The 26235-nt window shown below is 74.4% G+C and carries 27 protein-coding genes; 14 read left to right on the forward strand and 13 right to left on the reverse strand.

Translation table 11 applies throughout. The annotated features are described in order from the left end of the window. The first annotated feature begins 43 nt into the window (after positions 1–43). Positions 44–811 carry a tyrosine-protein phosphatase gene (locus ABLM29_RS04485; protein WP_349712669.1) on the forward strand — a complete coding sequence of 256 codons (768 nt, stop codon included), beginning with the start codon at positions 44–46 and terminating at the stop codon, positions 809–811. After that, the gene (locus tag ABLM29_RS04490; protein ID WP_349712670.1) at positions 808–1431 is read left to right on the forward strand and encodes a TetR-like C-terminal domain-containing protein; all 624 of its coding nucleotides are present in this window, start codon (positions 808–810) and stop codon (positions 1429–1431) included. The genes ABLM29_RS04485 and ABLM29_RS04490 overlap by 4 nt, the downstream gene beginning before the upstream one ends. Positions 1432–1542: 111 nt before the next feature. Here ABLM29_RS04490 and ABLM29_RS04495 read toward each other — a convergent pair whose 3' ends face one another. Both ABLM29_RS04495 and ABLM29_RS04500 read right to left on the reverse strand, forming a co-directional pair. Continuing rightward, positions 1543–2232 (reverse strand): PaaI family thioesterase, encoded by a 690-nt coding sequence (locus tag ABLM29_RS04495; protein ID WP_349712671.1) that lies wholly within the window; start codon positions 2230–2232, stop codon positions 1543–1545. A 182-nt stretch (positions 2233–2414) separates the two neighbouring features. Beyond that, positions 2415–2936 (reverse strand): DoxX family protein, encoded by a 522-nt coding sequence (locus tag ABLM29_RS04500; RefSeq protein WP_349712672.1) that lies wholly within the window; start codon positions 2934–2936, stop codon positions 2415–2417. 129 nt (positions 2937–3065) lie between these two features. On the opposite strand from ABLM29_RS04500, the gene ABLM29_RS04505 reads away from it, so the two are divergent. From ABLM29_RS04505 to ABLM29_RS04515, 3 genes are all read left to right on the forward strand, one after another. Beyond that, a complete protein-coding gene (locus tag ABLM29_RS04505; protein ID WP_349712674.1) occupies positions 3066–4550 on the forward strand; it encodes a class I adenylate-forming enzyme family protein in 1485 nt (494 codons plus the stop codon). 118 nt (positions 4551–4668) lie between these two features. Further along, positions 4669–5061, forward strand: coding sequence for an ArsR/SmtB family transcription factor (locus ABLM29_RS04510; protein ID WP_349712675.1), 393 nt, complete (start codon positions 4669–4671; stop codon positions 5059–5061). A 105-nt stretch (positions 5062–5166) separates the two neighbouring features. Then, positions 5167–5961, forward strand: coding sequence for an enoyl-CoA hydratase/isomerase family protein (locus ABLM29_RS04515; protein ID WP_349712676.1), 795 nt, complete (start codon positions 5167–5169; stop codon positions 5959–5961). A gap of 47 nt (positions 5962–6008) precedes the next feature. On the opposite strand, the gene ABLM29_RS04520 is transcribed toward ABLM29_RS04515, so the two are convergent. The 4 genes from ABLM29_RS04520 to ABLM29_RS04535 form a co-directional block, all read right to left on the reverse strand. After that, complete coding sequence (locus ABLM29_RS04520; protein ID WP_349712678.1) at positions 6009–6674, reverse strand: hypothetical protein; 666 nt, start codon at positions 6672–6674, stop codon at positions 6009–6011. Positions 6675–6817: 143 nt separating this feature from the next. Beyond that, positions 6818–7858, reverse strand: coding sequence for a LacI family DNA-binding transcriptional regulator (locus ABLM29_RS04525; protein WP_349712679.1), 1041 nt, complete (start codon positions 7856–7858; stop codon positions 6818–6820). A gap of 131 nt (positions 7859–7989) precedes the next feature. Beyond that, on the reverse strand, positions 7990–9216 hold the full coding sequence (locus tag ABLM29_RS04530; protein ID WP_349712681.1) for a CaiB/BaiF CoA transferase family protein: 1227 nt from the start codon (positions 9214–9216) through the stop codon (positions 7990–7992). Positions 9217–9289: 73 nt separating this feature from the next. Continuing rightward, complete coding sequence (locus tag ABLM29_RS04535; protein WP_349712683.1) at positions 9290–9586, reverse strand: hypothetical protein; 297 nt, start codon at positions 9584–9586, stop codon at positions 9290–9292. 178 nt (positions 9587–9764) lie between these two features. Between ABLM29_RS04535 and ABLM29_RS04540 the strand changes: the two genes are divergently transcribed. Then, positions 9765–11195, forward strand: coding sequence for a carboxyl transferase domain-containing protein (locus ABLM29_RS04540; protein ID WP_349712684.1), 1431 nt, complete (start codon positions 9765–9767; stop codon positions 11193–11195). Here ABLM29_RS04540 and ABLM29_RS04545 read toward each other — a convergent pair. After that, the gene (locus ABLM29_RS04545; RefSeq protein ID WP_349712686.1) at positions 11179–11940 is read right to left on the reverse strand and encodes a FadR/GntR family transcriptional regulator; all 762 of its coding nucleotides are present in this window, start codon (positions 11938–11940) and stop codon (positions 11179–11181) included. The genes ABLM29_RS04540 and ABLM29_RS04545 overlap by 17 nt on opposite strands. A 116-nt stretch (positions 11941–12056) precedes the next feature. Here ABLM29_RS04545 and ABLM29_RS04550 point away from each other — a divergent pair, with 116 nt between their 5' ends. The 3 genes from ABLM29_RS04550 to ABLM29_RS04560 are packed head-to-tail and all read left to right on the forward strand — an operon-like array spanning position 12057 to position 15527. Further along, on the forward strand, positions 12057–12878 hold the full coding sequence (locus ABLM29_RS04550) for an SDR family NAD(P)-dependent oxidoreductase (protein ID WP_349712687.1): 822 nt from the start codon (positions 12057–12059) through the stop codon (positions 12876–12878). Positions 12879–12888: 10 nt separating this feature from the next. Next, positions 12889–14130, forward strand: coding sequence for a CoA transferase (locus tag ABLM29_RS04555; protein WP_502889165.1), 1242 nt, complete (start codon positions 12889–12891; stop codon positions 14128–14130). Continuing rightward, a complete protein-coding gene (locus ABLM29_RS04560; protein ID WP_349712690.1) occupies positions 14127–15527 on the forward strand; it encodes an amidohydrolase family protein in 1401 nt (466 codons plus the stop codon). The genes ABLM29_RS04555 and ABLM29_RS04560 overlap by 4 nt, the downstream gene beginning before the upstream one ends. Before the next feature lie 26 nt (positions 15528–15553). Here ABLM29_RS04560 and ABLM29_RS04565 read toward each other — a convergent pair whose 3' ends face one another. Both ABLM29_RS04565 and ABLM29_RS04570 read right to left on the reverse strand, forming a co-directional pair. Continuing rightward, complete coding sequence (locus ABLM29_RS04565) at positions 15554–16795, reverse strand: acyl-CoA dehydrogenase family protein (protein ID WP_349712692.1); 1242 nt, start codon at positions 16793–16795, stop codon at positions 15554–15556. Between the two features lie 23 nt (positions 16796–16818). After that, complete coding sequence (locus ABLM29_RS04570) at positions 16819–17949, reverse strand: acyl-CoA dehydrogenase family protein (protein ID WP_349712693.1); 1131 nt, start codon at positions 17947–17949, stop codon at positions 16819–16821. A 129-nt stretch (positions 17950–18078) separates the two neighbouring features. On the opposite strand from ABLM29_RS04570, the gene ABLM29_RS04575 reads away from it, so the two are divergent. Further along, the gene (locus ABLM29_RS04575) at positions 18079–18981 is read left to right on the forward strand and encodes an AAA family ATPase (RefSeq protein ID WP_349712695.1); all 903 of its coding nucleotides are present in this window, start codon (positions 18079–18081) and stop codon (positions 18979–18981) included. A gap of 17 nt (positions 18982–18998) precedes the next feature. Here the strand turns inward: ABLM29_RS04575 and ABLM29_RS04580 are convergent, their stop codons facing one another. Continuing rightward, entirely contained in the window at positions 18999–19679 is a 681-nt protein-coding gene (locus tag ABLM29_RS04580; RefSeq protein ID WP_349712697.1) for an alpha/beta fold hydrolase, read from the reverse strand. Positions 19680–19729: 50 nt separating this feature from the next. On the opposite strand from ABLM29_RS04580, the gene ABLM29_RS04585 reads away from it, so the two are divergent. The 3 genes from ABLM29_RS04585 to ABLM29_RS04595 are packed head-to-tail and all read left to right on the forward strand — an operon-like array spanning position 19730 to position 22131. Then, complete coding sequence (locus ABLM29_RS04585) at positions 19730–21088, forward strand: VWA domain-containing protein (RefSeq protein WP_349712698.1); 1359 nt, start codon at positions 19730–19732, stop codon at positions 21086–21088. Positions 21089–21132: 44 nt separating this feature from the next. Continuing rightward, positions 21133–21669, forward strand: coding sequence for an FAS1-like dehydratase domain-containing protein (locus ABLM29_RS04590; RefSeq protein WP_349712700.1), 537 nt, complete (start codon positions 21133–21135; stop codon positions 21667–21669). A gap of 12 nt (positions 21670–21681) precedes the next feature. Beyond that, the gene (locus tag ABLM29_RS04595; protein WP_349712702.1) at positions 21682–22131 is read left to right on the forward strand and encodes a hotdog family protein; all 450 of its coding nucleotides are present in this window, start codon (positions 21682–21684) and stop codon (positions 22129–22131) included. A 96-nt stretch (positions 22132–22227) separates the two neighbouring features. On the opposite strand, the gene ABLM29_RS04600 is transcribed toward ABLM29_RS04595, so the two are convergent. The 3 genes from ABLM29_RS04600 to ABLM29_RS04610 all read right to left on the reverse strand — a co-directional run bounded on the left by ABLM29_RS04600 (position 22228) and on the right by ABLM29_RS04610 (position 25326). Continuing rightward, complete coding sequence (locus ABLM29_RS04600) at positions 22228–23163, reverse strand: VOC family protein (RefSeq protein ID WP_349712704.1); 936 nt, start codon at positions 23161–23163, stop codon at positions 22228–22230. Continuing rightward, positions 23160–24020 carry a 3-hydroxyacyl-CoA dehydrogenase family protein gene (locus tag ABLM29_RS04605; protein WP_349712705.1) on the reverse strand — a complete coding sequence of 287 codons (861 nt, stop codon included), beginning with the start codon at positions 24018–24020 and terminating at the stop codon, positions 23160–23162. The genes ABLM29_RS04600 and ABLM29_RS04605 overlap by 4 nt, the downstream gene beginning before the upstream one ends. Before the next feature lie 133 nt (positions 24021–24153). Next, entirely contained in the window at positions 24154–25326 is a 1173-nt protein-coding gene (locus ABLM29_RS04610; protein ID WP_349712707.1) for a thiolase family protein, read from the reverse strand. 119 nt (positions 25327–25445) lie between these two features. Here ABLM29_RS04610 and ABLM29_RS04615 point away from each other — a divergent pair, with 119 nt between their 5' ends. Beyond that, positions 25446–26228: an SDR family NAD(P)-dependent oxidoreductase gene (locus ABLM29_RS04615; protein WP_349712708.1), complete on the forward strand. Its 783-nt coding sequence runs from the start codon at positions 25446–25448 to the stop codon at positions 26226–26228. Positions 26229–26235 lie beyond the last annotated feature (7 nt).

Below are 26235 nucleotides of genomic sequence, written 5' to 3' on the forward strand. Positions count from 1 at the left end.
CCCGACCGCCCCCGCCACCGCTTCCCTCCACGAAGGACCCACCGTGACCACCCAGGCAACCCAGGCCACCCACCCGCTCGCCAACCTCCGCGACCTCGGCGGCATCCCCGTCGACGGCGGCCGCGTGCGCACCGGCGTCCTCCTCCGCAGCGACGACGTCGCGCTCATCGACGCCGACGGCGCCGAGGCGCTCGTCGCCGAGGGCCTCTCCCTGATCCTCGACCTGCGCTCCGGGGACGAGCTGGCCGCCACCGGCCGCGGCGTCCTCGAAGCCCACCCGGTCGAGCACCGGCACCTGCCGCTGATGGGCGACGTCACCCAGCCCGCCGCGGACGTGCGCGCCCTGTTCGTCGACGTGGCCGACCCGCTGGCCGCCATGGGCGAGATGTACGCCGGCATGCTGCGCACCCGCGCCGAGCAGTTCGTCCTCGGCCTGACCGCCATCGCCGACGGCACCGGCGGCGCGCTCTTCCACTGCGCGGCGGGCAAGGACCGCACCGGCGTCTTCGCCGCGACCGTGCTGTCGCTGCTCGGCGCCGCGGAGGAGGACATCGTCGCCGACTACGCCCGCACCACCGAGGCGCTGGAGGGGATCATGGCGCGGATGAACCGCGACCACCCGGCGGGCGGCGCGGCCGACGCGTGGAAGGACGTCCCGGCGGTGCTGATGACCGCGGACCCCGGCACGATGCGCGCGATGCTGGCGACCATCGCCGAGGAGTTCGGCTCGATCCGCGCGCTGCTCGACGCCGCCGGCTACGACGACGCGCTCCACGCCCGCCTGCGCGAGCGGCTGGTGGAGCCGGCGTGACCTCGCCGGTCAGCACCCCCGCCGCGGCCGGCCGGCGCCCCGGCCGGCCGCGGCAGGAGGACATCGAGGAGCGGGCGATCGCCGCGACCCTCGCCCTGGTCGACGCCGGGGAGGCGATCACGCTGAACCGCGTGGTCGCCACCAGCGGCGTCAGCCGGGCGGCGGTCTACCGCCGCTGGCCCTCGCTGACCGCCCTCCTCGCCGCGGCGCTCGACCACGGCCGCACGACGCCGGACGTCGCCCCGGGCGGGTCGCTGCGCGAGCGCCTGCTCGGCACCTACCTGACCGGGGCGAGCGAGGCGCTGCGGGACTACCCGGACGGCCGCTTCCGGCGCCGCCTGGCGCTCGGCCTGGCGGACCGGGAGCTGCAGACGACGTACTGGGAGAGCCACGCCCACCGGCGCCGCGAGCCGGTCACCGCGCTGCTCCGCGACGGCGTCGCCCGCGGGGAGCTGCGCGCCGACCTCGACGTGGAGGCGGCGATCGACCTGATCAACGGCGTCTTCTACTACCAGGTCGTGGTCCGCGGCGACTCGGTCACCGATCCGTCCGTCCAGGCGCGGTGCGCCGCGGCGCTCGACGTCGTGTGGCGCGGGATCGTCGCGCCCGGCACCGCCTGAGGGGCGGGCGCACAGGCTCATCGTCACATCCGGATTGGCCCCATTCTGGGCCGAAAAGGGGCCAATCCGGATGTGACGAGGGGGACGACCGGCCTGCGCCAGTCGACGGAGTCAGTCCAGCGAACCGACGCCGGGCGGGGCGGCGTCGCCCTGCGCCCACCGCGGCACGATGAACAGGCCCTGCGCCTCGATGGCCGGGGCCGCGCCCGCCTCGGGATCGCCCGGTCCGATCTGGGCGAGGACCGTGATCTTGCGGCCGGCCTCCTCCTCGATCCAGGCCCGCAGCCACACGGGGCCGAGCGGCAGCGGGGTCGCGTAGCGCAGGGTCAGGGTGCCGGTCACGGTCATCCGGGTGTGCCCCGCGCTCGCGGTCTCCCCCATCAGGTGGTCCAGCATCAGCGCCGAGACGCCGCCGTGCACGCAGCCCGGCGGTCCCTCGTACGCCGCCCCGAGCTCGGCGTCGGTGCGGACCACGCCGTCCTCGCCGCGCGCCAGCCGCAGCGGCGGCGCGACCGCGTTGCGCACGCCGACCACGGCGTTGCCCCAGTTCCACGAGCGGCCCTCGTGATTGAAGTGGATGCCGGCCGGGCCCGCCTTCGCCTCCTCAGCGAGCAGCTCCTCGGCACGCCGCACCAGCGCCCGCGCCTCCTCGACCCGCCCCGCGTCGACCTCGGTACGGATGACGACGTCGACCAGCCGGCGTACGTCGTCGGCGAGGCCGCCGTAGAGCCGCTCGGCCGCCTCGACCTCGGCGGTGGACAGGCTGGACGCGACGAACGACCCCAACGAAAGACCAGACACCTGTCCAGCCTACGGGGTCGTCGCGCTCGCGTTCGCCGGTCGCCGCACGCGGGGTGTCCCGCTCACGACACAGGACCGGCCTCCGAGCGGAGCCCCCGCTCACCGCGTGGCGGTCACTCCGCCGACGGCATGCCCACGGCGTGGAAGGTCGAGATCGGCCGCGGAGCCGCGGCCCCGAAGGGCTAGGCGGACGTCGCCACGTCCGCCGCCGGCTCGCGCACCGGCCGCCAGGTGGCGGCCAGGAGGCCGAGGGCGGAGAGCACGCCGACGCCGACGGCCACCGCGCCGCCCGCCCAGCCGTCGAGGACGATGCCGGCCGCGGCGTCCAGCGACAGCTCGCCGGGGCCGACGACGGCCAGCGACGCCGCCACCACCGCGAGGACCAGCACGTACTCGTAGCCCTCCTTGAACACGAAGAAGCCGTTCGGGCGGTGTGCCAGCAGGCCCGCCACGAGCATCACGCTCACCACCGCCGCGCAGGCCAGCGGCGTCAGCAGGCCGAGGATCAGCAGCGTGCCGGCGCCGATCTCGGTGACCACGCTCGCCCAGGCCTGCAGGCGGCCGTGGCGCAGGCCGAGGCCCTCGAACCAGCCCGCGGTCCCGGCGATCTTCCCGCCACCGCGCCAGTGGTTGTAGCCATGGGCGATCATCGTCACCCCGACCACGACCCTGATCGCGAGGAGCCCGGCGTCGACAGCATCCATGTGTGAGCCCTCCCAGTGCGCGCCGGAACGGCGCTTGCCTAATGATGCAATTAGTTTACTATATGACCTGTTAAGGACAAGAGGTCCGGGCACGCCCGACGCCCGGACGCCCGACCGAGGGGATGCGCCGTGGATCTGTTGACCCTGCTCGAGATGACCAGCTCCGGCATGGAGGACCGCGTCCTGCTCGGCACCCGCGAGCACGGGATGACCGGCGGCGAGCTGCGCGAGCGGAGCCTCGCGGCGGGCGCGATCCTGGAGTCGCACGGCGTCGAGAAGCTGCTCTACCTCGGCGGCAACGGGCCGGCCTTCGCCGTCTCCCTCTTCGGGGCCGCGGCCGCCCACGTGCCCTTCCTGCCGATCAACTACCGGCTCAGCGACGAGCAGCTGGTCGACATCGTCGCCCGGCACCCCGGCCTGATCGTGGCCGACGACGTCGAGCGCGCCGCCACCCTCGGCGACGTCCCGGTGATCAGCACCGACGACATCCTGAGCTGGACCGCCGACAGCACCCCGGCCGAGCCCGTGCCCGCGGACCCGGGGTCGATCGCGGTGCTGCTGATGACCAGCGGCACCACCGCCGCCCCCAAGAGCGCGGTGCTGCGGCACCACCACCTGACGTCGTACGTCTTCGGGTCGGTGGAGTTCGCCTCGGCGGAGGAGAGCGACGCCACGATCGTCAGCGTCCCGCCGTACCACATCGCCGCGGTGGCGAACCTGCTGTCGAACCTGTTCGCGGGGCGCCGGGTCGTCTACCTCGACCGGTTCACCCCCGAGGAGTGGCTCGATGTGGTCGAGCACGAGGGGATCACCAACGCGATGCTGGTGCCGACGATGCTCGCCCGCATCGTCCGCGTGCTCGAGGAGTCCGGACGCAAGGGCCCCGAGACCCTGCGCGGCCTCTCGTACGGCGGCGCCAAGGTCGCCCCGACCATCCTGGAGTCGGCCCTGCGACTCTTCCCCGAGACCGGGTTCGTCAACGCCTACGGGCTGACCGAGACCTCCTCCTCCATCACCGTGCTGGGCCCCGAGGACCACCGCGCGGCGCTGGCCGCGACCGACCCGGAGGTGCGGGTGCGGATCGGCTCGGTGGGCCGCCCGCTGCCCGGCATCGAGATCGAGGTCCGCGACGCGCTCGGCGCCGCCGTCCCGGCCGGCGTGGCGGGCGAGATCCACGTCCGCGGCGCCCAGGTCGCCGGCGAGTACCTCGAGGCCGGCACGCTGGGCGAGGACGGGTGGTTCCCGACCCGCGACCGCGGTCACCTCGACGCCGAGGGGTACCTGTTCGTCGAGGGCCGCGCGGACGACACGATCATCCGCGGCGGCGAGAACATCGCGCCCGCCGAGATCGAGGACGTGGTGACCCGCCACGAGGCCGTCCTCGACTGCGCGGTGGCGGGCGTGCCGGACGAGGAGTGGGGCCAGGTGATCGCCGCCTTCGTGGTGCTGCGGGAGGGCCACGACCTCACCGCGGAGGACCTCCGCGGCTACGTGCGGGAGCACCTGCGGGGGCCCAAGACGCCGGACCTGGTCTCGTTCCTCCCCGAGCTGCCGACGACCCCGACCGGCAAGGTGCTGCGCCGGGAGCTGGTGGCCACCGCGACCGCGGGCTGACCCCACGACGGCGCCACGCCGTCGTTTCCAATTGTTTACATCCTTTGCAGGATCGTCGCGTCTCGCTATCCTCGGCCCAGCACCCAACCCCGGGTGCGCGCGAACCGAGGAGCGAGGCGTGAGCGGCGAGTCGTCCGGCACCACCGAGGTGTTCAAGGCGCTCGGCGACCCCATCCGCTGGTCGATCGTCGCGCAGATGGCCGAGGCCGGGGAGCTCGCGGCGAGCACGCTCGAGGAGACGCTGCCGATCTCGAAGCCGACCATCTCCTACCACGTCAAGGTGCTCACCCAGGCGGGTCTGGTCGCCGTGCAGAAGCGCGGCCGCAACTACTTCTACTCGCTGCGGGGCGAGGTGCTGCGCGAGACGCTCGGCGCGCTGTCGGGCCTGCTGCCCGGCGAGGCGCCCGAGCGCTCCCCGATCGCCGCCCTGCCGGTGGCCGCGCCGGCACCCTCCGCGACCTACGAGGCGCGCGACCTCAAGGCGGCCTCCGGAGATCTTCCGACCTGGTGACGCGCGACGCCGCACGCCGTCGTACGGCAGCGACGGAGCACCCAGCCCTGACGCCGGTCCCGCGGACCAGACCCGCGGCCCCGGCCTGAGCACGAGGAGGACGAGATGGCGACGGACACCGGACAGCCGGTGCTGCTCACCGAGCCCAGCCCCGGGGTGCGGCTGCTGACGCTCAACCGCCCGGGCATCCGCAACGCGATGACCGCGGAGCTCACCGCCGCCTGGGACGAGGCGCTGGCCACCGTCCGGGCCGACCCCGACGCCCGCTGCCTGGTGGTCACCGGCACCGGGACGTCGTTCTGCGCGGGCGCCGACCTCTCCTGGCTCGACCAGGCCGAGGACGACGCCACGATCGACCGGCTCCGCGAGCGGATGCTGCCCTTCTACCGGAGCTGGCTCGCGCCGCGGGAGCTGCGGATCCCCGTGATCGCCGCCGTGAACGGCCCGACCGTCGGCGCCGGCGTCTGCCTCGCGCTCGCCTGCGACCTGCGCGTGGCCGGCCCCTCGGCCCGGTTCAGCACGCCGTTCGTCTACCTCGGCACGCACGGCGGCATGGGGGCCACCTGGCTGCTGCCGGAGGCGATCGGCGTCCCCCGGGCGCGGGACATGCTCTTCACCGGCCGGGAGCTCTCGGCGCAGGAGGCGCTCTCCTGGGGCCTGGTCGGCGAGGTCGCCGACCCGGTCCTCGACCGCAGCCTCGCCCTCGCCGCCCGGATCGCCGCGGCCGGCCCGATCGCGGTCCGGCTGACGAAGACGGGCCTGGCGCAGTCCGCGGCGGGCCTCGAGGCCTCGCTGCAGTGGGAGGCGATGGCGCAGCCGGTCACGATGACCACCGCGGACATCCACGAGGGCATCGCGGCCGTGCGCCAGGGCCGCAGCCCGCGGTTCTCCGGGCGCTGAGTCCCGGTCCGAGGCAGAGCCGTTCCACCCTCAGCGTGGATCCAGGCTCACACCACGAGCGACAGCGTCTCCTCCGGCGCACCGAGGGCGCGGCGGCCGCCGCCGGCCGCGCCGTCCGACGCCACCAGGGAGCGGGTGAAGTCGACCAGGTCCGCACGGTCGGCGACCGTGTAGAGGCCGGGCACCGGCCGGCCGGCCGCGTCCTTGATGACGCCGCTCATGGTGTCGGCGACCAGGCACCCGGTGCTCGCGGGGCCGTACGTCGCGTCGTGGGTCGCGCACCAGCGCCGCACCCGGAGCTCGGGGTCGTCGACGGCGGCGTCCGCCTCCGCGTCCTCCTCCGGCCGCGGCCGGCCGCGCTCGATGCACCAGGCGGCGGAGCCCACGAACTCCCAGTGGCTGCGGCCGAGCGCGAGCACCACCGAGGGGGCGCTCAGCCGGCCCACCACGTCGCCGCTCCGGTCCGCGTAACCGGCGCCCACGATCCGGCCGTCCTCCACCACCAGCTCGTGGACGGTCGTCCCGAGCCGGACGCCGGAGACCAGGGGCGCGACGCGCTCGAGGCGGTCGAGCCCGCGCTCCCCGAGCTCGTCCCGCGATCGGCGCTCCAGGATCATCACCCGCAGGCCGGCCAGCGAGGCCGCGGTGGCGGCCAGCTCGCCGAGGCCGCCGAGCCCGATGATGACGACGTCGGGGTCTCCGGTGAGCGACATCGGCTGCTCCTCTCCTCGCACCCCACGGCACCGTGGGACGCGCCTCTACGACCGATCGCGAATGTGATGCTAGACACATCTAGTGACGCGCGTCAACGCTCGAACTCGGGACATTGCGTCCCGGCTCCCCGGGCGGGACGGCGTCAGGTCGTGCCGCCCTGGACCACCTCGAAGACCTCCGCCGCGGGACGCTGGGCGCCGTCCACCTCGAGGCCGTAGACGGAGGCCAGCCGGCTCGAGATGAAGGCGACGCCGGCGTCCACGTCCGCCGCGAGACTCGTCAGCCGGGGCGCCACCAGCTGGCCGACCGGCGACCCGGCGAAGCCGATGATCCCCACCTGGCCGGGCACCTCCACCCCGACCTCACGCGCGCCTGCCAGCACGGCGATCGCGACGTCGTCGCTGAAGCAGGCGACCCCGAGCGCGGGGCCGTCGCCCCCGACGAGCGTCCGCACCGCCTCGCGGGCGCCGGCGCGGTCCAGCGGCACCTCCAGGTGGGCCGGCGGGTCGAGCCCGAGCTCGGCGCAGAGCGCCGCCACGCCCGCGGCCCGGTCCCGACCCCAGGGGTCGCGCCGGCCGTCGTCGAGCGAGGCGTAGGCGAGCCGGCGGTAGCCCTGCGCCACGAGGTGCTCGGCCTGGAGCCGGCCGATCAGCACGTTGCCGTCGGACATCGGCCCCGCCTCCCGGACGCCGTACTCGGCGACCACGACGGCCCCGGACGCCCGCAGCCGCTCGGCCTGCTCGGGCGGCACCGCCTCACCGAGGTCGAGGACGCCGGCGGGGCGCAGCATGTCGACCAGCGCCGTGAGGCCGGCCGTCCCCGACGCCGCCCCCTGCGGACCCGCGAAGTGGACGACCGTGGCGAAGCCGAGGTCCTGGAGCTGGGCGGAGACCGCCTCGATGACGTCCTGGAGGTTGCTCAGCGTGGTGTCCGGGACGACCAGGATCACGATGTCGCTGTGGCCGAGCGCGAGCGCGCGGGCCGCGGCGGACTTCACGTAGCCGAGCTCGGCGGCCGCGGCGAGCACCCGCTCCACCGTGCGCGGGGTGAACCGCTGCACCTGGTGGTTGAGGATGTGGCTGACCGTGGCCCGGGAGACCCCCGCGAGCCGCGCGACGTCGACGCTGGTCACCGGGCGTCCCGGCGCCCGCTCCGCCGCCTGTTCCTCCGCCTGCTCCGCCACCCGGCACCCCCGTCCGCCTCCGACACCACCCAGCCTGCTCAGGACAAGTCCTATCCTGCCGCGCCCGGCGACGGCGAAGGGCCCCACCGAGCGCTGGGCTCGACGGGGCCCCGGACCTGACCTCGGGCACGTCAGGTGGCGGCGCCCGCGATCTTGAGGTTGATCAGGTCCTCGTCGGACTTGCCGAGCCCGAGCAGGATCTCGTCCGTGTGCTCGGCGAAGAGCGGGGCCCGGGTGATCTCCAGCGGCTTGCGATCGAACTGGACCGGGCTGGCGACCAGCTCCCGCGGCACGCCCTCGGCGTCCACCACCGAGGCGATCTGGCCGTTCTCGCGCAGCTGGACGTCCTGGGCGAGGTCCCAGGCGTTCTGCACGATCGACCACTGCCCCTCGATCTCGCCCAGCACCTCGACCCACTCGTCGCGGGTGCGGGCGGCGAACTCGGCCTCGAGGATCTCCACCGCCGCGTCCGCGTTCTCCATGATCAGGTCGGCGGAGGCGAAGCGCGGGTCCTCGGCCAGGTCCTTGCGGTCGATGGCGGTGACGAACTCCTCCCAATACCGGCCCGGCTGGAGCATCACCAGCTGGATCCAGCCGCTGTCCGAGGTCTGGTAGACGCCGGTGAGCGGGTTCTTCGAGGGCATCTTCTTGGGGTGCTTGGGCAGCGGGCCGCCCATCATCATCGCGAGGTTCACGTTGAACTGCGTCGCCCAGGCGCCGACGCCGAGCAGCGACACGTCGACCACGGGCGCCTCCCCCGTGCGCATCCGGTGGAACAGCGCCGCGGTGATGCCGCCGGCGATGGTCATCCCGCCGATGTTGTCACCGTAGGCACCCCCGGGCATCCGGGCGAGGAACTCCGAGTCCGAGGGCGTCGCACCGTCGGCGCTGCCCCCGCGCGCCCAGAAGGCGGTGCCGTCGTACCCGCCCTTGCCCGCGTCGGGGCCGTTCGGGCCGAAGCCACTGCCGAGCGTGTAGATGATGTCGGGGTTGATCGCGCGGATGTCGTCCACGTCGATGCCCAGGCGCCGACGGGCGTCGGGCAGGAAGTTGGTGAGGAAGACGTCGCTGGAGCGCACCAGCTCGTAGAGGACCTCGCGGGCCTCGTCCTTCTCCAGCGCCAGGCCGATGCTGCGCTTGCCGCGGTTCGGCCCCTCCATGATCGGCACGAAGGTCGAGCCCTCGGACGCCGACTCCAGGCCGAGCACCTTGAGCAGGCCGCGCTGGGCGTCGCCCTTCTCTGCGTGCTCCACCTTGATCACGTCCGCGCCCCAGTCGGCGAGCACCGCGCCCGCCGCGGGGACGAAGGTGAACTGGGCGACCTCGAGGACGCGGATGCCCTCCATCGGTCTGGTCATGCTGGTCTCCTTCTTCGGATGTGCTGCGGAAGTGGCCGTCGGCACTGCCGACGGGGCCGGACGCCGCGACCGATCAGTCGGACGCCGGCAGCGGCTTGGCGGACTTGAGGACCAGCTCCGTGTCGCCGAACGTCAGCGGCCCGGCGCCGGGCTTCACGCACAGCACCTCGAGGCCCGTGCCCTCGTCGACGTACCGCTTGCCGAGCGCGATCTGCGGTCCGGCCGCGGCGGCGGACTGGCCGGCGACCGCGTCGACCGCCATCGCCTCCCCTCCGCACAGCAGGGGCTGGTCTGTGGTGGGGACGGAGACGACGACGACCTCGCACGCGGAGGTCGACGACTTCAACCGGCTACCCGTCGTCAGCGGCATCGGGGCTCCTTCGGTCTGCCTGGATCGGCGAGTGATGAACGTAACAGAATGAGGTTATTCAGTGCAATAATTCTGCTCTACTCGCAGAACCTTTCCCCTGGATCGCCTCATGGTTTTGCGTATATACAACTATCGAAACAATACGTACCATCGACGCTCGACGGAAGGGAAGAGCGGCATGACGACCGAGATGCACACCGGCCGGCCCGACGACGGGGAGGTCGAGGTCCTGGCGTGGTGGGACGACCACCTGCGATCGGGCAACCCCCTGGTGTTCCCCGGGTACGAGCCCGCCGTCGGCGAGGAGGAGTCGGTGCGCACCGCCGCCGTCCGGCTGCACGGCACGGACGCGGTCTGGATCGACGCGGACTTCGCTCGCTCCGGCGGCACCATGGGCGTCGTGGCCGGCGAGCGCATCGTGCGGGCCCTGGACAGCGCGACCGCGCTCCGGCAGCCCGTGGTGATGACGGTCTCCACCGGCGGCGCGCGCCTCCAGGAGGGCATGTACGCGCTCGTGCAGATGGCGCGGACGGCCTCGGCCGTCGCCCGGCACCGCGCGGCCGGGCTGGTCTCGGTCGCCCACCTCGCCCACCCCACGACCGGCGGGGTCTACGCCTCGTGGGCGTCGCTGGCCTCGATCCGCGCCGCCGCCCCGGGCGCCACCATCGGGTTCGGCGGGCCACGGGTCGTCGAGCAGGTCACCGGCCACCGGCCACCGGCGGACTCGCACACCGCGGAGGCGGCGTTCCGGCACGGCCTCGTCGACGCGCTGGTCCCGACCGCCGAGCGGTGGTCCTGGATCGCCGCGGCCATCGGGGCCCGGCCCGCGCCCCGGCTGGCCACGCGGGCGGCGCGCCCGGCCGGCCGGGTGTCGGCCGCCTTCACCGACGACGCCTACGCGCGGCTGCTCGAGACCCGGAGCAGCGACCGTCCCTCGGGACTGGAGTGGGCCGCCTGGATCACCGACTCCTGGGTCGAGCTGAACGGCTCGGACGCCGGCATCCGGGCCGGCATCGCCACGATCGAGGAGCGGCGGGCCGTGGTCGTCGCGATGGACCGCCATGCCCTCGGCGGGACCCACCTGCCCGGGCCGGGCGCCTTCGAGCTGGCGGTCCGCGCGATCGACCTGGCCGGCCAGCTCGGGCTGCCGGTGCTGACGATCATCGACACGCCCGGCGCGGACCCGTCACCCACCGCCGAGGCCGCCGGGGTCGCGGGCGCGATCGCGCGGACGCTGCTCGCGCTGGCCGAGCTGCGCACGCCGTCGGTCGGGCTGGTCGTGGGCGAGGGCGGCAGCGGCGGCGCGATGGCGCTCGCGCACACCGACCGCCTGCTGGCGCTGGACCGGTCCACCTTCGCGGTGATCGGCCCCGAGGCCGGGGCCGCGATCCTCTACCGGGACGCCGGCCGCGCGCCCGAGCTGGCGCGCTCGTTCGCGCTCCGCGCCGAGGACCTGGCCGACCGGGGCATCGTGGACGTGCTCCTGCCCGAGGACGTGGACCAGGTCCGCAAGGTGGTCGCCGCCGAGCTCGCCGGCACCCGTGCGCCGCAGAAGGACGACCGGTGGGACCGGGTGACCGAGCGTGCCGTGCTCAGTACTCGCCGGTGACCTCGACGAGGGTGCGCCCCCGGTGGCTCTCGTGCACCAGGTCGCTGACGCTCATCATCTGGTCGGTCCAGTAGGCCTGAGCCTCCGCGCCCTTGCCCTCGTCGACCAGGTCGAGCGCGCGCACGAAGGCGTCGAGCGGGTCGCGCGGGCGACCGGTGGCGGCCGGCGAGCTGACCACCAGCGCGTCCTCGAGCTCGCGTGCGACCACGTCGGTCAGCGCGCCGTAGAGCAGTCCCAGGGAGCGGTTGCCGCAGGCGTCGAAGATCGTCTGGAACAGCTCCATCCAGAGGGCGGCGTACTCCTTGGCGCCGGTCACCTCCGCGAGCCGGGCCACGATCGCGCGGGTCGCCTCGACGGCCTTGGCGCGGTCGTCGCGACCGGCCAGGAGCCGCAGGCCGAGCGGCTCGATCATCGCGCGGGCGACGAAGACGTCGCTGAGCTCGACCCGGTCGAACTCCATGATCAGGCCGAGGTAGCGGGCGGCCACGGCGAGGTCGGGCCGGGTGGCCCGCGCTCCCCCGCGGGCGCCGCGGCGCACCACGATCAGCCGCTCGGACTCCAGGATCCGGAAGGCCTCGCGCAGGGACGGGCGGGACACGCCGAACTGCTCCATGAGGGCGGCCTCGCTCGGCAGCGGCGCCCCCTCGGCGATGTCGCCCCGCACGATCTGGGTCCGCAGAGCACGGGCGACCACCTCGGCGGTCTTCGGAACCCGGACGCGCTCGATCCCCACGGTCTCGGCCATGGTGCCACCTCGTCTCAATCAACTACCTGAATACGTTCAACATACTGAATCACCCCGGGCGGGACCCGGGTGCCGCGCCCCGGGCGTGGCACCCGCGTCGGCGCCTGCCCGGATCCATGGATCGTGGAGCCTATATTGAGTTTAATTATTTTGCTAGTTTCGCAGCCGCGGAGGAGAGGAGGTACGACGTGGGCGAGCTGACCGACAGGGTGGCGCTGGTGACCGGCGCCGGGCGACGGGTGGGCGCCGCGATCGCCGGCAGGCTGGCCGAGCGCGGCGCCGCGGTCGCGGTCAACGACCTCGATCCGGCGCGCGCGGAGGCGGTCGCGGCCGAGATCCGTGCCCGCGGCGGCACGGCGGCCGCCGCCCCCGCCGACGTGACCGACCCCGCGGCCGTCGAGGGCCTCTACGACCGCGTCGCCGGCGACCTCGGAAGCGTCGACATCCTGGTCAACAACGCCGGGATCCCGGCCACCGGCATCTCGCTGTCCACGTTCGCCGACTCCGCGCCCGAGGACTGGGCGCCGCTGGTCGCCCTCAACAGCACCGGCGTGATGGCCTGCACCCGGGCGGCACTCGGCCCGATGATCGCGCGCGGCTGGGGCCGGATCGTGACGATCGGCTCGGACTCCGCCCGGGTCGGGGACCCCGGGATGGCCGTGTACGGCGCCACCAAGGCCTCCGCGGCGGCGCTGATGCGGGCCGTGGCCCGCGAGGTCGGCCCGCACGGCGTCACCTGCAACACCCTCCTCCTGGGCACGATCCGGACCCCGGAGATGACCGACGACCTGCACGACCGGCTCGCCCGCCGCTACCCCGTGGGGCGCCTGGGCCTGCCCGAGGACGTGGCGGCCGCCGTGCTGTGGCTGGCCTCCCCCGCCTCCGCGTGGCTCACCGCCCAGACCATCCCGCTCAACGGTGGCTACGCCGCTGGCTAGCATGCGCCGGGTGACCGACGCCGACGCCGACGCCGACGCCGTCGCCGCGTGGGCGGCCTCGGGCGCGATGGCGCTGACCGGGCGGGCGGACGGCCCGCCCCGGGTCGCGCCGGGGGCTCCCGCGCTCCGGGTCCGCGAGGCGCTGGCCGCAGTCGCGCGGAGCACCGAGGCACGCACCGGGCGGGCGCCACGCCTGCCCGGCGTCGGGCTGCTCGGCGAGCGGGCCTCGATCGCCGGCCTCGGCCGGCGAGGTCCGTGGTCCTGCGGCGGCTCCTTCCGCGCCTTCCCGGCCGCCGACGGCTGGTTCGGGATCTCCCTGCCCCGCGACGACGACCTCTCCCTCGTGCCCGCGCTGGTCGAGGCCGACCCCGCCGGCGACCCGTGGGCCGCGGTGGCGGCCTGGGCCCGGGACCGGAGCGCGGCGGAGGCCGAGGAGCGCGCCGCGCTGCTCGGGCTGGCCGGCGCCGCCGCGCCGCCCGACCTCGGGGGCCACGCGGGCACCCGACCCGGCGTGGTGTCCACGCCCGGCGGCGTACGGCGCCTGCCCGAGCGCCCGCTGGTGCTCGACCTCTCCTCGCTCTGGGCCGGGCCGCTCTGCGCGCACCTGCTCGGCCTCGCCGGCTGCCGCGTGGTCAAGGTCGAGAGCACCGGCCGCCCGGACGGCACCCGGCGCGGCCCCGCGGCCTTCTTCGACCTGCTCCACGGTGGCCACGACTCGGTCGCCCTCGACTTCGGCGACGCCGACGAGCGCCGGCGGCTGGCCGACCTGGTGGCGCGCGCGGACCTGGTGATCGAGGCCTCCCGGCCACGGGCGCTCGCCGGGCTCGGGATCGACGCCGCCGCGCACGTGGCCGCCGGCACCACCTGGGTCTCGATCACCGCCCGCGGCCGGGACTCGAACACGATCGGCTTCGGCGACGACGTCGCGGTCGCCGCCGGCCTCGCGCTCCCCGACGCCGACGAGCTGCTGCCCGTCGGGGACGCCCTCGCCGACCCGCTCACCGGGGTCGCCGCGGCCGCGGCGGCCACGGCCGCGCTCCTCGGCGAGACCGCGACGCTGGTCGACGTCTCCATGCTCGACGTCGCCCGCGCTGCCGCGGGCACCGTCCCCGAGGCCGCGGTCCACCGGCACGACGGCCGCTGGTGGGTCGAGTCGGCCGGCGGCCGGCACCCGGTCGCCGGACCGGAGCACCGACGGCCCACCGGCCCCGGCCCCGTCCTCGGCGCCGACCGCGGGCGGTGGGTCCGGTGAACGTGGTCGTCCGGGACGCCCGCGTCGACGGGCGCCGCCGCGACCTCCGCGTCGAGGGGTGCGAGGCCGTGGTGCTGGACGGCGAGCGGCTGCCGACCGGTGGCCGCGGCTCGGCGCCCGACCTCGTCGTCGACGCGGCCGGCGGGGCGTGCCTGCCCGGCCTGCACGACCACCACGTCCACCTGCTCGCCGCCGCGGCCGCCGCGGCGTCGGTCGACGTCGCGGGCGCGGCGGACGCGGCCGCGCTGGCGGGCCTGCTGCGGCCACCCGGCGCCGGCTGGGTGCGGGCGCTCGGCTACCACGAGTCGATCGCCGGCCCGCTCGACCGCCGGGCCCTCGACCGCCTCACCGGCGACCGGCCGGTGCGCGTGCAGCACCGCAGCGGCGCGCTGTGGATGCTCAACTCCGCGGCGCTGCGCGAGGTGGCCGGCGCGCTGGACGACTCCGCCGACGTCGAGCGCGACCGCGACGGCGCCCCGACCGGCCGGCTGTGGCGCTACGACGCGCGGCTGAGGCCGGCGCTGCCGGCGATGGCCCCGGACCTGCGCGCCCTCGGCGACCGGCTGCTTCGGCTCGGCGTCACGGGCGCCACCGACGCCACCCCGGACCTGGCGCCGGACGCCGTCGACCTGCTCGTGGGCGCGCGGGCCGACGGCCGCCTCCCCCAGCGGCTGCTGCTGATGGGGGCGCCCGACGGCTGGGCCCCGCCGCCCGGCTCCGGCGTCGGCGCCGGTCCGGCCAAGCTGCTGCTGCGCGACCACGACCTGCCGGACGTCGCGGAGATCGCGGCCTGGATCGACGCGCGGCACCGGCACGGGCGGCCGGTGGCGGTGCACTGCGTGACCGCCGACGCGCTGGCGCTGGTGGTGGCGGCGCTCGACCTGGTCGGACCGCTGCCCGGGGACCGGCTCGAGCACGCCGCCGTCGTACCGGACGGGCTGCGGGGCGACCTGGTCCGGCTCGGGCTGCGGGTGGTCACCCAGCCGGACTTCCTGCGCACCCGGGGCGAGGAGTACCGGCGCGAGGTGCCCCCGGACGAGCTCGGCTTCCTCTACCCGTTCGCCTCGCTCCGCGACGCCGGCGTGCCCGTGGCCGCCTCCAGCGACGCGCCGTTCGGCGACCTCGACCCGTGGCGGGTGGTCCGCTCCGCCGCCCGCCGGGAGACGTACGCCGGCACGGTGCTGGGCCGCGCGGAGCGGGTGGACGCCGCCGTGGCCCTGGCGGGCTACCTGGCGCCGCCGGACCGCCCCGGCGACCCGCCGCGCGCCCTCCGGACCGGCGGGCCGGGCGACCTCTGCCTGCTCGGCGTCCCGCTGGCCGAGGCGCTGGCCGCCCCCGACGCCGCCGCCGCGGTGCGGCTGACGGTCGTCGGGGGCCGCGTGGTTGCCCTGGGCTGACCGGGTCGCCCGGGGCCCGGGCGGGGTCAGCGCCCCTGGCGCACCTCGTTGAACGGCACGTCCCGGTCGGCGGCGTACTCCCGCGGCATGCCCAGCACCCGCTCGCTGATCAGGTTGCGCGCCATCTCGGTGCTGCCGCCGCCGAGGCTGGCGCCCTGCCGCATCAGGAACTCGCTCGCCTGCATCTGGAGCGGGCGCTGCTGCTCGCCCCCGACGCCGACGATCTGCGAGCCGGCGATGGCGACCGCGACGTCGCGCTCGACCCAGGAGGCCTCGGCGTGGAAGAGCCGCATGATCGAGGCGGCTGGCCCGGGGTGGGTGCCCGCGGCGATGCCCTGGACCACCCGGCGGCTCAGGTGGTGCTGCACGCGGTCGTAGGTCCGCCAGCGGCCGACCAGGTCCTGGACGACCGGGTCGTCCGCGCGGCCGAGGTCGGCGGCGAGCTCGGCGGGGGTGCGCCGGTTCTTGTCGGGCGTGCGCAGCCGCCGGCCGGAGGTGTAGGGCGACGCGCCGCCCATCGCGGTGCGCTCGTAGACCAGCTGCCGGCTGGCGACGGTCCAGCCGTCGTTGACCTGGCCGACCACCGAGTCGGCGGGGAGCACCACGTCGTCGAAGAACTCCTCGCAGAAGTCCGACGCGCCGGCGACCATCCGGATCCGACGCAGCGTCACGCCCTCGTGGTGGATCGGCACGATGAACATCGTCAGCCCGCGGTGCTTGGGTGCGTCCCAGTCGGTGCGCGCCAGGCAGAGCGCGTAGTCGCCGGCGTAGGCCGAGGTGCTCCAGATCTTCTGCCCGTTGAGCACCCACGTGTCGCCGTCGCGCTCGGCGCGCGTGATGACGCCGGCCAGGTCGGAGCCGCCCTTGGGCTCGGAGAGGAACTGCACCAGCACGATCTCCCCGGAGATGGCGCCGCGGATGTACTTCTGCTTCTGCTCCTCGGTGCCCAGGTCGAGGATCACCGGGGCGCAGATGCTGAAGGTCGGGGTGTTGAGCCGCAGCGGCATCTCGTAGCCGTCGGCCTCCTCGGTGAACGCCGCCTGGTGCTCGCCGGTGAGGCCGAGCCCCCCGTACTCCTTCGGGTAGCAGATGCCGGCGAAGCCGCCCGCGTAGAGCTTCTTCTGGAGCTCGCGGTTGCGCAGCCAGTCCGCGTCGTCGTCCTCGCCCTCGGCGGCGGCCGCCTCGGGGTCGATCCGCGGCATGTTCTCCGCGAGCCAGGCGCGGGCGCGCAGCCGGAAGGACTCGACGTCCTCGATCGTCTCGGTCATCGTCTGATCCTTTCGGGGCGGGGTCAGCCGGCCAGCTGCCGGGCGAGGCGCTGACGGTGCTCGGTCGGGGTGCCGTAGAGGTATCGGTTGGCGGTGGCGCGGCGCAGGTAGAAGTGCGCGTCGTGCTCGTAGGTGACGCCGATCCCGCCGAACAGCTGGACGGTGTCCTGGATGACCTCCACGGCCCGGTCCCCGACGTAGGACTTGGCCACGCTGACGAGCTCGGCGGCGTCGTCGGTCCGCGCGCCGACCGCGCGGACGGCGGCCTCGGTCGTCGCCAGGCTCGCCTCGAGCCAGGTCTTCTGGTCGGCCCACCGGTGCTTGAGTGCCTGGTACGACGCCAGCGGCCGTCCGAAGGAGTAGCGGTCGAACGCCCACTGCACGGAGAGGTCGAACGCGCTGCCCAGCGCGCCGCAGGTGTCGGCGAGCTGGAGCGCGAGGGCCACCTGGAGCTGGCGCTCGACCAGTGCGGCGACGTCGCCGGCGGGGCCGACCATCGCGGAGGCGGGCACCTCGACGCGGTCGAACCGCACCTCGGCCAGGTCGCGGGTCAGGTCGATGCCGGGCGTCGGCGTGATCGTGACGCCGGGCGCGGAGGCGGGCACCAGGAACTGGCTCGTGCCCTCGGGCGCGGAGGCCAGGACCAGCAGCAGGTCGGCCGAGCGCGCCACCTCCACCCGGTCCTTGGTGCCGTCGATGAGGAAGCCCTCGGCCGACGGCTTGGCGACGGTGCGCGGGGCCAGCGGCGCCCACTCCTCGCCCGGCTCGTAGGCCGCCCAGGTGGCGACCGCCTCACCGGCCAGCAGCGCCTCGACGGTCTCGGCGTGGTGCGGCTGGTCGGGCACGACCTCGACCAGGCCGGCGAGGACCACGTTGACCGGGATCAGCGGCCCGGGCACCACGCCGCGACCGAACTCCTCGGCGATGATCGCGAGGTCGCGCAGGCCCTCGCCGGAGACGGTGCCGCCGCCGAGCTCCTCCGGGACGAGCATCGCGGTCCAGCCGAGCTCGGCGCCGGCCGCCCACCAGTCGCGGTCGAAGGGCTCCCCGGCCTCGACCATCTCCCGGATCCGGGTCAGGGGCACCTCCTTCTCGAGCGCCTTGCGCGCCGTGGCCTGGAAGGTCTTCTGGTCTGGGGTGAGGTCGAGCTGCATCTCACTTCCTCGCTGTCTCTGTGCTGTCTCGGTGCCGCACCCGCGTGGTGCGGCGGTGCCGTCGCTAGAACGCACAATTATATTACTGTATAAACGAAATAAGATGAAGGCCCTAATCGAGGAGACGCGATGCTGACCGCCACCCCGGAGACCGTCGAGGAGATCGACCGCGCGCTGCGCCGGGAGGGCTACCTGCCCACGGAGGAGATCGCGACCGCGGTCCTGCTGGCCCTCCACCTCGGCCGCCCGCTGCTCGTCGAGGGGCCGGCGGGCACCGGCAAGACCGAGCTCGCCAAGGCGCTCGCCCGGGCGATGGGCGCGCGCGTGATCCGCCTGCAGTGCCACGAGGCGGTCGACGAGTCGCGCGCGCTCTACGAGTGGGACTACCGCAAGCAGCTGCTCGCCATCCAGGCCGCGGGCGCCGAGCGGGGCGCGGGCGAGGCCGTCGGCCTGCGCGACGTGTACGGCGAGGAGTTCCTGCTGGCCCGGCCCCTCCTGGAGTCGCTGCGGGCCGAGGACGACGCGATCCTGCTCGTCGACGAGGTGGACCGCCTCGGCATCGAGGCCGAGGCGCTGCTGCTGGAGCTGCTCGCCGAGCGGCAGGTGACCGTGCCGGAGCTGGGCACGATCCGGGCCCGGCGCGCCTGCCCGGTCCTGCTCACCTCGAACAACTCGCGCGAGCTCTCCGAGGCACTGCGGCGCCGCTGCCTCTTCCTGCACGTCGACTACCCCGACCCCGAGCGCGAGCGCGCCATCGTGCTCGACGCGGTGCCCGGCCTCGACGCCGACACCGCGGACCGCGTCACCACGGTGGTCGCCACCCTCCGCTCGCTGGACCTGCGCAAACGACCGTCGGTGGCGGAGACGCTGGACTGGGCGCGCTCCCTGCTCGTGCTGCACCGGGCCGGCCGGGCCCCGGACCTCGACCTCGACCTCGACACCGTGCGCAGGGGGCTGCCGCTGCTGCTCAAGAGCCGGCACGACATCGACCTGGCCACGCGCGCCCTGACGGACGCCGCCGCCGTGGGCTGACGGCCCGCGCGGCGCGGTCAGGCCGGGGCGGCGACGTCCGCCTCGGCCAGGAAGTCGAGCACCGCCTGCTTGGCCTCGAAGCGCTGGGTGGTGGAGAAGTGGTCGGTCTCGCGCAGCACGACCAGCCTGCCCTGGGGCAGTGCGGCGAGCACGCGGTCGGCGCGGCCGACCAGGTCGAGCTCACCGAGGACCAGCAGCACCGGTCCGCGGACCCGCGCCAGCGAGTCGAACGTGGGCGGCGGGCCCGTCTGGAGCGCGGAGGCGAGCACCGCCTCGACGTCGTTGCCCGCCCGCTCCGCGGCGAGCCGGATGCCGCGCATGATCGGCGCGTCGGGGTCGCTGAGCCCGGCCGCCTTCGACTCGGGCGTGGTCTGCAGCTGCGCGTCGGCGAGCCCGAGCAGCGCGACCCGCCCGAACAGGTCGGGGCGCTCGACGGTCGCGGTGAGCCCGAGCACCGAGCCGGCCGAGAAGCCGACCAGGTCCACCGGGCCGATCGAGGCGCACAGGTCGACCAGCCGACCCGGCCCCGTCTCGCCCGCGCCCAGCAGCGGCGCGGCGCCGTGCCCGGGCATGTCGAAGCCGACCACGCGACGCCCCTCGGCCTCGAGGAGGTCGACCCAGCCGTGACGGCGCCAGTTGTGCTCGAAGGTGCTCCCCAGGCCGTGCACCAGCACGACCGGCCGTCGCTCGTCGCTCATGGCCCGAAGGTAGCAAAATGAGAACTAAAAGACGTATTATTTATCTCATTGTGCGAACCGACCTGCTGCCGCTCACCCAGCACCTCCGCTCGATCGGGGTCCCCGTGTCGACCGGGGAGGTGCTCGACACGCGCGCCGCGCTGCGCCTGGTCGGGGACGACCGCGCGACCACGGTGCTGGGCTGCACGCTGGTCAAGACCCTGGAGCACCGGCGGGCCCTGGCCAGCGTCGCCGACCTGTTCGCCGGCGCCGCCGAGCGCGACGAGGCGGTCGCACAGCGGCTGCGCGACCTCGACGAGGAGCAGCTGCACGGATTCCTCCTCGGCGTCCTGGCCCGCGAGGACGGCCACGGCCTGGACGCCGCCGCCGCCGAGGTCGTCGACCGCTCCGTCACGATCCGCCCCGGCGCGCCCGTCGCCGGCACCGTGCACGCGCTCCGCGCCTTCCGCGCGGCCCGGCCCGACCGGCTGCGCGGCGACCTCTCCGCGCTGCTCGGCGACGGCGTCGACGACCCCGCGGACCCCCTCCGCGCGCTGCGCCGGCGCCGCCACGAGGCCGAGGTGGAACGGCGCCTGGACCTCCTCCGGCACGCCCTCGAGCGCCAGGTCCGGGCCCGCCTGGTCACCGACCGCGGCGCCCTGTCGGTCGCCCGCGCGGTCCGCGCCACGCTGCCCGACGACGTGGACCTCCTCACCGGCCCGAGCGCCGAGGTCGACCGCCTCGGCACGGTGCTGTCGACGCTCGCCTCGCGGCTGGAGCGACGGCTGGCGGCCGACGACGCGACGACGCCGTCGGGCCGGATCGACGTCCGCGCGACGCTGCGCGAGGCGATGGCCACCGGCGGCGTGCCGCTCACCCCGCGGTTCGAGCCGCGCCGGCCGCCGCGGCCGGACCTGGTCGTCCTCGCCGACATCTCCGGCTCCGTCGCGCCGTTCGCGCGCCTGACGCTCGCCCTCACCCGGGCGCTGCAGCGCCGGTTCCACGGCCTGCGCAGCTTCGTCTTCGTCGACGGCGTCGACGAGGTCACCGACGTCGTCGGCCGGTGCACGAACGTGGTCGACGTCGCCGAGGAGATCGACGCGCGCGGCCTCGGCGTCCACCTCGACGCCCGCTCCGACTACGGCCGGGCCCTCACCTCCTTCTGGCGCACCTGGGGCCACCAGGTCGGCCCGCGGACCGTCGTACTGGTCCTCGGCGACGGGCGCAGCAACTACCGGCCGGCGATGGAAGCGAGCCTCGCCGCCCTGTCCCGGCGCGCGGGCCGCGTCTACTGGCTCAACCCCGAGCGGCGCGCGACCTGGCACGACGGAGACAGCCTGATCGCGACCTACGCGCCGCACTGCACCGGCGTCCACGAGTGCCGGACGCTGCGCCACCTCGAGGAGTTCGTCCACCGCCACGTCCGCTGACCGCGGCCGGGGACCGTCCCCGGCGCACCCGAAGGGAGACCACCTTGTCCGACACCACCCTGTCCGACGCCCCACCCACCACCCACGTCTCCGCGGCGATGGCCGACGCCGTCGGCACCGAGATCGGCCGGTCGGTCAGCCACCCGGTGACCGACTCCGACATCCGGCGCTGGGCGATCGCGGTGTACTGGCCCGATCCCCCGCCGAGCCGCTTCCTGGAGCCCGCTGCCGACGGTGGCCCGCTGGTCGCGCCGGAGGAGATCAACCCGTTCGCCTGGTCGGTGGCCAGCCGGTCCGAGGACCCGCTGGAGGGCACCACGGGGCACGACCCGGACCGGACCGAGAAGCAGGTCGGGATCGAGGGGCCCGGCCTGACGAACATGCTCAACGGCGGCCTCACCGTCGAGTACGGCGTGCCGATCCGCGCCGGGGACGTGATCACCAGCGTCCGGCGCCTCGGCCCCTACTCCGAGCGCGAGGGGCGGCTCGGCCTGATGCTGTTCAGCCGCACCGAGGACACCTGGACCAACGCCGACGGCGAGGTCGTCCGGCACACCGTCAACACCCTGATCCGCTACTGAGGAGGCCCGGAGATGACCACCGCAACGACCAGCACCACCAGCACCGGCCCCTCCCCCGCGGCCGAGGTCGGCGCCGAGATCGGCCCGTTCGTCCGCGAGACGGGCTTCGACAACTGGAACCGCTACGCCGCAGTCAACGACGAGTTCGTGCCGATCCACATGGACGACGAGGCCGGCCGCGCCGCCGGCATGCCCGCCGCCTTCGGGATGGGCAACCTGCAGTGGTCCTACCTGCACAACCTGGTCCGCGACTGGGTCGGCGAGCACGGCCGCATCGTCCGGATGGCGTGCGAGTTCCGCACCCCCAACCTCAAGGGCACGGTCACCGCGCGCGGCCGGGTCGCCCGGGTCGAGCCCGGGGAGGACGGCGCCACGCTGGTCCACCTCGAGGTCTGGACCGAGAACGCGGCCGGCAGGCCGATGGCCCCGGGCACGGCGGTCGTCGAGCTGGCCGCGGGGTGAGCCCCGGCTGAGCGGCGGCCCACCGGGCCGCCGCGAGCGACGGGGCCGGCGGAGGATCCTCGATCCCCCGCCGGCCCCGTCGCGACCGCACCCCTGTCAGCCGGCGAACGGGTCGCCCTTGATCTCCTCGTCCGAGAAGAAGAACGGCACGCCGAAGCTGTCCGCGGTGTCGGTGACCAGCAGCCCGGGGCGGGGACGGTGGGTGCCGACCCCGTTGGAGTTCAGCCAGCGCTCGGCCGAGTCGACGTCGAGCACCTTGAACCGGAGGCTGTAGATGAAGTTGCCGTACTGGGCCACGTGCCGGCCCAGCGCGGAGTCGGGGTCGGTCGGCGCGGCCAGCTGGAGCAGGCAGTCGCCGAGCTGGACGGTCACGTAGCGGCACCCGAGGTCGGGGTCGATCCCCTCCTCGACCGGCACCGCCTGCATGGTGTCGACGTACACCTGCACGGCGGGCTCGAGCTCGCGGACGCCGAGGGTGACGTAGGAGAACCGCTCGATCGTCAGCGGGTGCAGCTTCCACAGCTGCACCTGCGAGGACCACGAGTCGAGGTCCCGGGGGTCGTTGGGCATGTCGTGCTGGCAGAGCTCGACCATCAGCCCGGCGGTGTCCTTGGGGCTCGGGTAGAAGTAGGCCACGTCGGGGTCCATCTTCTCCAGCCGGCCGCCGCCGGGCTTCCCGATGTAGATGCCGCGCTCGATCATCCGGTTGCCCAGGCCCTCGAGGTCCTCGACCTTGTAGCCGACCGAGTGCAGGTGCTGGCCGAACTTGGTGAAGAACCGGCCGACGGGCTTGGCCGGGTCCGCCGGCATCTTCGGCGCCATCACCTCGACGCAGAGGTCGCCCAGCATCCACAGCGTGGCGTAGCGGTCCTCGATCGGCAGGTAGTTGGGCTCGTCCGGGCAGAAGTAGCCGAGCCCGCCGAGCACCTCCTGGTAGAACTTGTTGAGCGTCGACACGTCCTCGGTCATGTGGATGACGTGCACCATCTGGCCGATGCCGTAGTCGCCGGTGGTCTGGGGCTGCTTCTTCATGACGCGTCCTCGTAGGTGTAGAAGCCCCGCCCGGTCTTGCGGCCCAGCAGGCCGAGCCGGACGTACTGCTTGAGCAGCACGGGGGGCACGAATCGGGGATCCTGGTACTCCTCGTACATCGACGCCGCCATGTCGTGGACGATGTCGAGGCCGATCAGGTCGCTCAGCCGGAACGGACCCATCTTGTGGTTGAAGCCGAGCGCGATCACGTCGTCGATGGACTCCATGTCGGCCACGCCGCGCTCGTAGGCGCGGATCGCGTCGAGCAGGTAGGGCACGATCAGCTGGTTGCCGACGAAGCCGGGCACGTCGTTGACGACGACGGGGCTCTTGTCGAGGAAGCGGGCGAAGTCGACCATCGCCTGCACGTGGTCCGGCTCGCTGACCGGCGTCTTGATGACCTCGACCAGCTTCATCGCGGCGACCGGGTTGAAGAAGTGCAGGCCGACCACCTGCGGGGCCCGGTTGGTCGCCGCGGCCAGCACGACCAGCGGGATCGTGGAGGTGTTGGAGGCGATGAACGCCTCGGGCGCGACGATCTTGTCGATCTTCCCGAGGACGTCCTTCTTGAGGTCGACGTCCTCGTAGACGGCCTCGACCACGAGGTCGCTGCCCGCGATCGCGTCGAGGTTGTCGGTGAACGTCGCGCGCGTGCTCGCCGCCTCGGCCTGCTCGGCGGTGATCTTGCCGCGGCCCAGCGTGGCCGCGAGCCCCTCGTCCAGGCGGGCCCGGGCGCTCTCGGCCTGGCGCCGGGTCCCCTCGACCCCGACGACCTCGAGACCCTTGGTGGCGGCGACCTGGATGATGCCGCTGCCCATGGTTCCGCAGCCGACGACGGCGAGTCTCTTGATCTGCATGCGCTCTCCTCCTGTGTGACGGGCTGTGTGACGGGCTGTGTGACGGTCTGTGTGCTGTCCGCGGGCGTGCGGTCGTGCCGGCCGGGGTCGGTCGGCGGTGCGGCACCGGGACGGGACCGGGCGGGCGCCCGGCTCAGTCGACGCGGACCACCACGGCGCCGCCCTGGCCGCCGCCGGCGCACATCGTGGCCACGCCGATGCCACCGCCGCGCCGGCGCAGCTCGTGCACGAGCGTGGTCAGCATCCGCGCGCCCGAGGCCGCGACCGGGTGCCCGATGCTGCAGCCGCTGCCGTGGACGTTGACCTTCTCCTCGTCCAGGCCCAGCACCCGGCAGGCGGCGACGGGGACCGAGGCGAACGCCTCGTTGATCTCCCACAGGTCCACGTCCGCGGCCGCGAGACCGGCCCGGCCCAGGACCTTCCGGGCGGCGTCGATGGCGCCGTCGCCGGTGAAGCGCGGGTCGACGCCGACGGCCGCCCACGCCTCGATGCTGGCCAGGGCCTCGAGCGACTCGGACCGGGCGAGCTCGTCGCTGGTCAGCGCGAGCGCGGCGGCCGCGTCGTTGGCGCCGCTGGCGTTGCCGGCGGTGATCGAGAAGCCCTCGATCTCGGGGTGCAGCGGCTTCAGCGCCGCCAGCCGCTCCATCGAGGTGTCGCGCCGGGGGTGCTCGTCGACCGCGAACTCCGCGACCGAGCCGTCCTTGAGGGTGACCTTGAGCGGCGCGATCTCGTCGTCGAAGGCGCCGGCGTCGATGGCGGCGACCGCGCGCTGGTGCGACCGCAGCGCCCAGGCGTCCATGTCCTCGCGGGTCAGCCCGTACTTCTGCGCGATGTTGAAGCCGACCGAGAGCGTGACGTCGTCGGTCGCGTCCTCGGTGAACGGGAACGTCGGCGGGGTGTGCTGGCGGTACTCGTCGACGGTGCCGGGCGTGCGCCAGCTCAGCACCGGGCTCAGCGAGGAGCTCTGCACCCCACCGGCGATCACCGCCCGCTCCATGCCGGAGATGATCGAGGCCGCGGCGAACCCGGTGCTGGTGAGGCTGCTCGCGCAGTGCCGGTTGAGCGCCACCCCGGGCACCCGGGTCATCCCGGCCGCGACCGCCGCGTAGCGACCGACGTCGCCGCCGCCGTAGAGCGACTCGGCCATGACCACGTCGTCGAAGCGCTCGGCCGGCAGGCCCGACCGGCGGACGGACTCGGTGACGACGTGGGTCGCGAGGACCTCCGCCGGGGTCTCGGTCAGCGATCCCTTGCGCGCGGTCCCCACCGGGGTGCGCACGGCGCTGACGACAACAGCCTTGGTCACAACGTCCACCTCTCCGTCTTCGTCTGTCTTCGCTCTCCCACATCGCCGACCGGCGACCCTTGGCAGGCTAGGTGAATAGGTATATACATGTAAAGAGGTTAGATAATTAAGGAGATCTCATGGACCTGACTGGTGCCAGCGCCGTCGTCATCGGCGGAACCGGCGGATTCGGCAGCGCGACCGTGCGGCGGCTCGTCGCCGCCGGCGCGACCACGGTGATCGCGGACGTCCGCGACGACGCCGGCAAGGCGCTCGCCGACGAGCTCGGCGAGAAGGCCGTCTACGCGCACACCGACGTGACCAGCGACGCCTCGGTCGCCGAGACCTTCCGTGTCGCCGAGGACCTGGGCCCCGTCCGCGCGGTCGTGGTGGTCCACGGCGGTGGCGGCGCCGGCGGCCGGCTGCTCGGCCGCGACGGCACCCCCGTGCCGACCGAGCTGTTCGCGCAGAGCATCGACATCTTCCTCAACGCCACCTACCGGGCCCTCAGCATCGCCGCGGCCAGCATCGCGAGGTCCGAGCCGCTCGACTCGGGCCAGCGCGGCGTCGTGGTCACCACCGCCAGCATCGCCGGCCTCGAGGGACAGGTCGGGCAGACGGCGTACGGCGCGGCGAAGGCCGGCGTCATCGGCCTGACCCTGCCCGCGGCCCGCGACCTGGCCCCGGTCGGCATCCGGGTGGTCACCATCGCGCCGGGCACCTTCTTCACGCCCGCCTTCGGGATGTCGGAGGAGGAGGCCTACCAGCGCTTCGGCACGGCCATCCAGAACCCCAAGCGGATGGGGCGCGCCGACGAGTACGCCGCGCTCGCGCTGCACATCGTCGACAACGACTACCTCAACGGCGAGACCATCCGGCTGGACGGCGCGCTGCGCTTCCCCGCCAGCCCGAAGAAGGGCTGACCGCCCG

The organism is Nocardioides sp. YIM 152588 (assembly GCF_040191335.1).
Classification (GTDB): domain Bacteria; phylum Actinomycetota; class Actinomycetes; order Propionibacteriales; family Nocardioidaceae; genus Nocardioides.